Below are 8,277 nucleotides of genomic sequence, written 5' to 3' on the forward strand. Positions count from 1 at the left end.
CGCCAGCACCGGCGTCGAGGGCGGCTGGCTCTCGGCCGCGGCCCTCGGCCTGCTGGCCGCCGGCGCCGTCGCACTCGGACTCGGACGCCGCCGCACCGCGCGCTGACAGCACTGAGCCGAGGAGCCGGCCCCCGCGAGACGCCCTGCGCGTCCCCGGGGGTCGGCTCCTCCGTCGTGGAGGCGCCGCTCCGGCCGAGACCCGCGCAGAACATCAGCCGGGAAGGGGGTCTGTCGCCTGACAGCGGAGAGACCCCTCTCTCAGCCGACGTTCCGCAGCACGCCTCCGCCGCCCCCGTAGTCTGGAGCCCCCGCCCGGTCGCGGGTCCCCCGATCGAAGAGGCCGCCCCAGCGTGAACGTCCGCGAGCTCCTCACCCATCCCGAGCTCCAGCTGACCCTGGTGACCGGCGACGAGGTGCAGCTCGCCCGCGCGATCTCGGGCACCTACACGATCGACCTCCCCGATCCCGGCCGCTTCCTCTCCCCCGGCGACGTCGTGCTCACGAGCGCGCTGTGGACCTCGGGGCGGGAGAGCGTCGAGCGGTTCGTCGGCCAGGTGGCCGATCGCGGAGTCGTGGCGATCGTCGTCGGTCTGATCGCCGTCGGCACCCTCCCGGCCGGCATGATCGAGGTCTGCCGGCGGCACGGAGTCGCGCTGCTGACCGTCTCGCCCGAGGTGTCGTTCAAGACGATCGGCCAGACCGTCGCGGGCGTGCTCGCGCAGGCCGACCTGCCCACGCTCGGCCGCGACGCGCGCTTCGCCCGCCGGCTGCTCCAGGACCTCGCCTCGGGCGAGGGAGTGCACGCCGCCCTCCGCGCGTTCTTCGAGGAGTTCGCGCACGGCAGCTGGGCGATCGACCGCGCGGGCACGCTCGTCGCGTCGGCGGGCGGCATGCCGTCCCCCGCCGAGTCCGGCTCGGCCTGGGAGGCGTCGCTCGCCTCCACCGACGACCGCTGGGACGTCGCGCCCGGCAGCCGCACCCTGTCCGGGAAGGCCCTGTTCTCCCCCTCCGGCGAGCGCCTCGGCGTGCTCGTGGTGACCGGCGATCAGAGGGGCTGGTCGGAGGAGTCGGCCGACGCCGCCGACCTGCTCGCGAGCGCGGTGGCCGGCCGCCTCGCCGTCGCCCTCCGCCGCGAGCAGGAGGCGGCGGGTCCGCTGCTCGACCTGCTGCGGGCCGTCGAGCACGACGAGCTCCCCGAGACCGAGGTCTCGGTGCGCCTGCGACTGCTCGGCGCCCGGCTGGGGACCCCGGTGCGCGTGGTCCTGGCGCGCTCCGACGATCCGGGCCTGCCTCCCGAGGCCCTGCTGCGGCCGCTGCTCGAGGCCGCCGAGCGCGAGCACGCTCTGGCCGCGGGCGCGGTGCTCGACGGCGCGGCCGTGCTGCTGCTGGGCGACCCGCAGGACGCGGAACGGGAGCCCGGGGGCTCGCTCCGGGACGCCGTCGAGGGCGCACCGTGGCTGCTCGCCGGCCGCCGGGTCGCGATCGGAGTCGGCGACGCGTCCCGCTCCGTCGCGCAGCTCGGTCCCTCCCTCCTCCAGGCTCGCGCGCGGACGACCGCGGCCGCCGCGTCACCGGAGCCCGTCTCGGTCCTCGCGCACACGGTCCCCCTGTCCAGCGACGCCCTGCTCGAAGCGGTCGCCCCGCGCACCCGCGCCGCCTTCGCCCGCGCGGTGCTCGGCGAGCTGGTCCGCTACGACGACGAGCACCGCTCCGACATGGTCGAGACCCTTCGCGTGTTCCTCGAGAGCGGAGGCGCATGGCGGCAAGCCGCCGACCGCCTGCACCTGCACGCGAGCACGCTGCGCTACCGGGTGCAGCGCATCGAGGCGCTGACCGGCCGCGACCTCGGCTCCATGTCCGACCGCGTCGACCTGCACCTGGCTCTGCGCTACCTCTGAGCTGGAGGCGAGCGACCCGAGGGACTCTCCTGAGAGCGCGGAACCCCGGGCCCCGTCGTACGGAATCTCCCGGGGTCCACTTCCGGATCCACCGCGATGGACCGACCCGGCGACTCTCACACGCTCCTGCGACGCGCAAAACGGGACACGTCACGCGGCGCGCTCTGCGGGTTCGGAGCAGTCGCGCCGAAGCCCCTAAGCCGTCGCCGCGTGCGCGTCGATCCGCGCGAGCAGCTCCTCCTGGGCCTCGGGCGGCGCCCAGGAGCCGAGCACCGAGTTGCGCGCCAGCTGCACCAGCTCGTCGCGGGTGAAGCCGGCGCGGGAGGCCAGCGCGAGGTAGTTGTCCGCGAGGTACCCGCCGAAGTAGGCCGGGTCGTCGGAGTTGACCGTCACCCGCACGCCGCGCTCGAGCAGCGCGCGCAGCTCGACCGCCTTCATGTCGCTCGAGACGAACGAGTTCGACAGGGGGCAGCAGGTCAGCGCGAGCCCGCGCTCGAGCACGCGCTCGACGAGCTCGGGTGCCTCGACGATGTTCGTGCCGTGGTCGATCCGGTCGACGCCGATCTCCTCGAGCACCTGGCGCAGGTGCTCGATGCTGTTGGGCTGGTCCACGTCGCAGTGCATGGTCAGGCGCAGCCCCGCCTCGCGGGCGAGCGCGAACACCTCGCGGAACTTGGCCGGCGGGTTGCCGCGCTCGTCGGAGTCGAGCCCCACGCCGATCAGGCGGTCGGCGAACGGCAGGGCGCGCTCGAGAGTCTCGCGGGCGCTCTCGGCCGAGAGGTCGCGGAGGAAGCAGAGGATGAGCGCGGCGTCGATCCCGAGCTCGGCCGCGTCGACGGCGGCGCGGTGGTAGCCGCCGATCACCGACTCGAACGGCACGCCGCGCGAGGTGTGGGCCTGGGGGTCGAAGAAGACCTCGGCGCGCACCACTCCGTCGGCGGCGGCGCGGCGGAAGTACTCCGTCGCCAGGTCGTAGAAGTCCTGCTCCTCGCGCAGCACGTCCATCGCCGGGTAGTAGACGGCGAGGAACGAGGCGAGCGAGTCGAAGTCGTACGAGAGCGCGGCGGGCACCGGCAGGCCGTTCCGCTCGGCGAGGCGGGCGCGCAGCTCCGGCTCGAGCGTCCCCTCGAGGTGCACGTGGAGCTCGGCCTTGGGGAGGCCGCGGACGAAGGAGTCGAGGGTCACGGGGGCCTTCCGGTTCAGCGGGCCGCCGCGATGAAGTCCATCGCGACGAGGGGTCCGGGCAGTGCCGCGCCGAGCACGGTGCGGGCGGGCGGATCGACGGGGAAGCGCTCGGCGTAGACGGCCGAGGAGGCGGCGAAGTCGCGCTCGAAGTCGGCGAGGATCATCGTGATCCGCACCACGTCGCGCAGCTCCAGGCCGAACTCGGTGCCGAGCAGCCGCTCGATGTTGTCGAGCGCGGCCGCGGTCTGCGCCGCGACGCCCTCGGGCACCGAGCCGTCGCCCGGCGCGAAGGGGCCGATGGCGGATCCGTAGACCACTCCGTGCGCCTCGACCGCGTGGCTGTAGGCCCCGCGGGGCGCGCCGAGCGCCTCGGCCGAGACGAACCGGCGGGGTGCGGCGGTCATCGGAGCGACTCCGGCAGCGCGCCCGACACGACCCGGCCGCGGGACACGACGGCCACGATGCTCTCGGCCCGCAGGTCGTCGATGCTCTCCCACGGGCGCCCGCGCAGCACGACGAAGTCGGCGCCGAACCCGGCGGCGAGACGGCCCACGCGGGAGCCGAGCCCGACGACGGCGGCCGCGTCGGACGTCGCCGCGATCAAGGCGCGCTCGGAGCTCCAGCCGAACGCCGTGCGCATCCGCCGCACCTCGTCGAGCTGCTCACCCCAGTCGACGTAGACCCCGTTGGCGTCGGTGCCGAGCACGAAGCGCACCCCGGCCTCGCCCGCCGCGAGGAAGCCGGCGTCGCGGGTGGCGACGACGTCCTGCGCCTTGAGCGACGCCTCCGGAGACGACGGCGCACGACCGGCGGCGATCACGTCGTTGATGAAGAGAGTGGGGGCGACCGGCAGGTTCCGCTCGACCAGCGTCGCCCAGTGCTGCGGACCGATCGCGGTGCCGTGCTCGATCGAGTCGACGCCCAGCGCGAGCGCACGGTCGAGGCCCTCGACGGAGTGGGTGTGCGCGGCGACGGGCATGCCCAGCGCGTGCGCCTCGTCGATCGTCGCGGCGATCTCGGCGTCGGTCTGATTGCGCCAGCCGACCCGGTCGCCCATCGAGAGCACTCCGCCGCTCGTGTAGATCTTGATGCCGTCGGCGCCCGCCCGCGCCCAGGTGCGGACCAGCCGTCGGCACTCGTCAGGGCTGTCGGCGACGCGGTCGCGGTGCGGATAGTGCGGAGGCACGAAGAGGTCGCCGTGACCGGCCGTCATGCCGACCGCGCCGTGCGTCACGAGCCGCGGCCCGTCGGCGATGCCCTGCTCGAACATCCGCGCGACCGTCATCTGCAGCTCGTCGGCGCCGAGATCGCGCAGAGTCGTGACTCCGGCGCGGGCCGCCTTGCGGGCGTTGTTGGCGATGTGGAACACCCGCTCCTCGCGCGGGGTGATCAGCGGCCAGGAGGCGAAGTCGGCCGTGCCCGCGCCGGAGTAGGCGCCGAGGTGCACGTGGGTGTCGACGAGGCCCGGGATGATCGAGAGGGCCTCCTCGCCACCGGGCGCCTGCCCGCCGGAGGGGTCGACGGAGACGATCTCGTCGCCGCTCCACGCGAGGGTCGCGGTGCCGAGGGCGCGCTGCCCGTCCCAGACCGTGCCGGTGATGGTTCCGTTGCTGCTCATGCCGTTCCTCAGTTCTGTCCGCCGAAGCGGACGGCCGCCAGTCTCTCGCCGATCGCCACGACCGCGTAGGCCACGACTCCCAGCGCCGTGATCACCGCGAGCGACGCCCACAGCTCGTCGTAGCGGAAGCCCGCCGACGCGCGCTGCACGGCTCCGCCCAGGCCCTTCCCGGTCGCCAGCCACTCGGCCAGCATCGCCCCGCTCAGAGCGGAGGGGACCGCCACCTTGGCCGCCGCGAAGATCGCCGGCACCGCGGTCGGCAGGGCGACCTTGAGCAGCACGTCCAGTGGCGAGCCTCCGTAGACCGTCACCAGCTCGAACGACTCGCGCGAGAGCGAGCGCAGCCCGAACACCACGGTCACGAGCGCCGGGAAGAAGACCGCGACCGCTCCGACCACGGCGACCGCCGCGAGCCCGTTGCCGATCGCGAGCGTGATCAGCGGGGTGATCACGATCAGCGGCATCGACTTGAGCAGCATCGCGATCGGCATCACCGTGGCCTCGAGCGAGCGGACGAGCACGAAGAGCACCGCGATCGCGAGGGCGACGAGCATGCCCGCGGCGTAGCCGATCAGGGCGTCGAGCGCGGTGACGCCGAGGTTGCCGAAGACGACGGCGCGGTTCGCGGCGGCCTCCTCCTCGACGAAGAGGTAGGTCGCGACGTCGGTCGGCGTCTTGCCCAGCAGCGGCGAGACGTCGGCGATCGCGAGGAACGCGTACCAGAAGCCGATCGCGAGCAGCGCAGCGAGGGCGAGGGGCACCAGCTCGGCGCGGACGATGCGGAGCGCCAGGCGCGGCGTGAGGTCGCGGGCGCGGCGCGCGGGGATGCGGGTGGCGGTGGCGGTGGCGGTCATACGACTCCTCCGGTGCGGCGCAGGATCGAGCGGCGGGTGGCGCGCGGAGTGCCGGTCACGCGCGGCATGACCCAGCGTCCGACGGCCGCGATGAGGGCGTAGCCGAGGATCGTGACCACTCCGCTCAGCACCGCGAAGGCCCAGGCGCGCTCGACGTCCATCTGGCGCTGCGCGACCGCGAGCGCGACTCCGAGGCCCGTCGTCACTCCGCCGAGGTACTCCCCGAGCACGGCGCCGAGGATCGCCGCGGGCACGCCGACCTGCAGCGCCGTGAGCGTCGCGGGCACGGCCGCGACGGCCTGCACCTTCACGATCTGCGCCCAGCGGCCGCCGCGGTAGGCCGCGACGAGGTCGAGCGCGGTGCGCGGCGCCGAGCGGACGCCCAGCAGCGCGCCGATGAGGGTGGTGAAGAAGACCAGCAGCGCGGCGAGGAAGATCGAGGTGGTCCGACCGCCGAAGATCACGAGGATCACCGGTCCGACCGCCGTCAGCGGGAGGCAGTGGCTGATCACGCCGATCTGCTCGATCACGCGGTGGGTCCACGGCAGCAGCAGCGCGACGACGGCGAGCGCCAGCGCCGCGAGGGTGCCCCAGAGGTAGCCCCAGCCGGCCGCGAGCACGGTGTCGCCGACGTTGCGGAGGTAGAAGAGGGGACCGTCGCGGAGGAACGCGGCGACGATCGCGCCCGGGCTCGGCACGGCCCGGCTCTCGCGGTACACGGTCTCGGCGAGGATCCACCAGACCGCGACGAAGACCGCGAGGCCGGCGAGGACGCGCCAGTTCGTGCGCAGCCGGGTCACCCCTCGTCCTCCATCGCCACGCCGTGCTGCGAGAACAGGAGGTCGGTGATGCGGTCCTCGATCGCGTGGAACTCGGGGCTGCGGAGCATCTCGACCGTGCGCGGGCGCGGGAGATCGATGTCGATGACCTCGACGATCCGGCCGGGCCGGGGCGACATCACGGCCACCGTGTCCGAGAGGAGGATCGCCTCGGCGATGCCGTGCGTCACCATCAGGGTGGTCGCCGGTCGCGCGGTCCAGATGCGCTGCAGCTCGAGGTTGAGGCGCTGGCGCGTCATGTCGTCCAGCGCGCCGAACGGCTCGTCGAGCAGGAGCAGATCGGGTTGCACCACGAGGGCCCGCGCTATCGAGGTGCGCTGGCGCATGCCGCCCGAGAGCTGCGACGGGTAGGCGTCCTCGAAGCCGGTCAGCCCGACCAGGTCGAGCAGGTCGGGGATGCTGTCGCGCTTGGACGCCTGCCGCGTCAGTTCGAGCGGCAGGCGCACGTTGGAGCGCACCGAGCGCCAGGGCAGCAGCGCCGAGTCCTGGAACGCGATGCCCAGCTCGGCCTTCCGCTTCGTGCCGACGACGGGCGTGCCGTGGATCGAGACGGAGCCGGTCGTCGGCTTCTCGAGCCCGGCCAGCATCCGCAGGATCGTCGACTTGCCGCAGCCGGAGGGCCCCAGCAGCGACAGGAACGACCCGCGCGGAGTGACGAGGTCGACCTCGGCGAGCGCCTGCACCGACCGGGAGCCCAGGTCGAAGCGCTTGCTCAGGCCCGACAAGCGGATGCCCTCGGTGCCGTTCTCGGTGGTGGTCAACGTCTCGTCCTCTCGCGCGGGTCGTCAGGGGGGGTGCTCGGGGCTCGGCCCTCGAGCAGCTCCGGGTGCTCGGGGCCTAGCCCTCGAGCAGCTCCGGGTGCTCCTCGTAGACCTCGTCGATCAGGGTGGTGTCGAAGAGCTCGTCGGCGTCGAGCTCGATGCCGGTCAGCGCGAGGGAGGCGACCGACTGCTCCTGCAGCTCGTCGCTGATGGTGAGCAGGCCGTTCTCGTCGGTCTCGGGGGTGCTGATCAGCTCGGTCTGGGTGACCATGACCTGCGCCTGCTCCTCGACCTTGTAGTTCTGGTCGGCCGCGTAGTCGGCGACGACGGTCTCGGCGGTGGCCTCGGGATCGGCGACGGCGTCCTGCCAGCCCTGCACGAGGGCGAGCAGCAGCGCCTTCACCTTCTCGCGCTCGTCGTCGATGCTCGCCTGCGCGACCACGATCGTCTCGCCCACCATCGGCAGGCCCGTGTCGGCGAGCAGGAACTGCTGCGCCGAGAAGCCGCGCTGGTTGAGCGTGTTCGCTCCGGCGGTCGCGTAGCCGATGTAGCCGTCGACCTGGCCGGTGGTGAGCAGCGTGGAGTCGGTGAGGGGCACGCGGTTCACGTCGGACTCGTCGATGTCGTTGGCGGCGAGGAACGCGCGCCAGACGAGGTCGTTGCTGTCGCTGACTCCGATGGTCTTGCCGACCATGTCCTCGGGGGTCTCGATCGGGGCGTCGGTGAGCGACACGATCGCGAACGGGTTCTTCTGGTAGGTCGCTCCGACGATCTTCATCTCGGCGCCCTCCGAGATCGCGGGGCCGGTGATCAGCGGGGAGGAGACGCCCGCGAACGCGGATCCGCTCGCGATGGCGGTCTCGGCGCCGGTCGCGCCGGTGCCGCCGGGGGTCAGGGTGACGGAGTCGAAGCCGGCGTCGGTGAAGTGGCCGTTCGCGTCGGCGAGGTACTCGCCGGCGAACTCCACGTGGGGGACCCAGGAGAGCTGCATCGCGGCCTCGCCGAACGAGCCCTCCTCGCCGGTCCCGGAGGCGCTCGCGTCGGAGCCGCTCGAGCAGGCGGTGAGGGCGGTGGTGGTGGCCAGGGCGACGGCGAGGGCGCTGAGCGCGGCGCGGCGGCGCG

At 73.5% G+C, this 8,277-nt stretch carries 8 protein-coding genes; 1 reads left to right on the forward strand and 7 read right to left on the reverse strand.

What is annotated here, in order from left to right; all coding sequences use genetic code 11:
- The first annotated feature begins 350 nt into the window (after positions 1-350).
- Positions 351-1,898, forward strand: a complete 1,548-nt coding sequence (locus tag IOC53_RS18100; RefSeq protein WP_207407930.1) for a helix-turn-helix domain-containing protein — start codon at positions 351-353, stop codon at positions 1,896-1,898.
- A 195-nt stretch (positions 1,899-2,093) separates the two neighbouring features.
- Here IOC53_RS18100 and add read toward each other — a convergent pair whose 3' ends face one another.
- The 7 genes from add to IOC53_RS18135 form a co-directional block, all read right to left on the reverse strand.
- Entirely contained in the window at positions 2,094-3,083 is a 990-nt protein-coding gene (gene add, locus IOC53_RS18105; protein WP_207407931.1) for an adenosine deaminase, read from the reverse strand.
- A gap of 14 nt (positions 3,084-3,097) precedes the next feature.
- A complete protein-coding gene (locus IOC53_RS18110; RefSeq protein WP_207407932.1) occupies positions 3,098-3,487 on the reverse strand; it encodes a RidA family protein in 390 nt (129 codons plus the stop codon).
- Positions 3,484-4,701, reverse strand: a complete 1,218-nt coding sequence (locus tag IOC53_RS18115; RefSeq protein ID WP_207407934.1) for an amidohydrolase family protein — start codon at positions 4,699-4,701, stop codon at positions 3,484-3,486. Before IOC53_RS18115 ends, IOC53_RS18110 begins: the two co-directional genes overlap by 4 nt.
- An 8-nt stretch (positions 4,702-4,709) precedes the next feature.
- A complete protein-coding gene (locus tag IOC53_RS18120; RefSeq protein WP_207407935.1) occupies positions 4,710-5,555 on the reverse strand; it encodes an ABC transporter permease in 846 nt (281 codons plus the stop codon).
- Positions 5,552-6,355, reverse strand: a complete 804-nt coding sequence (locus IOC53_RS18125) for an ABC transporter permease (protein ID WP_207407936.1) — start codon at positions 6,353-6,355, stop codon at positions 5,552-5,554. Before IOC53_RS18125 ends, IOC53_RS18120 begins: the two co-directional genes overlap by 4 nt.
- Positions 6,352-7,155, reverse strand: a complete 804-nt coding sequence (locus tag IOC53_RS18130) for an ABC transporter ATP-binding protein (protein ID WP_207407937.1) — start codon at positions 7,153-7,155, stop codon at positions 6,352-6,354. Before IOC53_RS18130 ends, IOC53_RS18125 begins: the two co-directional genes overlap by 4 nt.
- Positions 7,156-7,231: 76 nt before the next feature.
- Positions 7,232-8,277: ABC transporter substrate-binding protein (locus tag IOC53_RS18135; protein WP_207407938.1), on the reverse strand; the 1,046-nt coding region annotated here is incomplete at its 5' end.

This window comes from Rathayibacter sp. SD072 (genome assembly GCF_017355185.1).
Taxonomy (GTDB): Bacteria; Actinomycetota; Actinomycetes; order Actinomycetales; family Microbacteriaceae; genus Rathayibacter.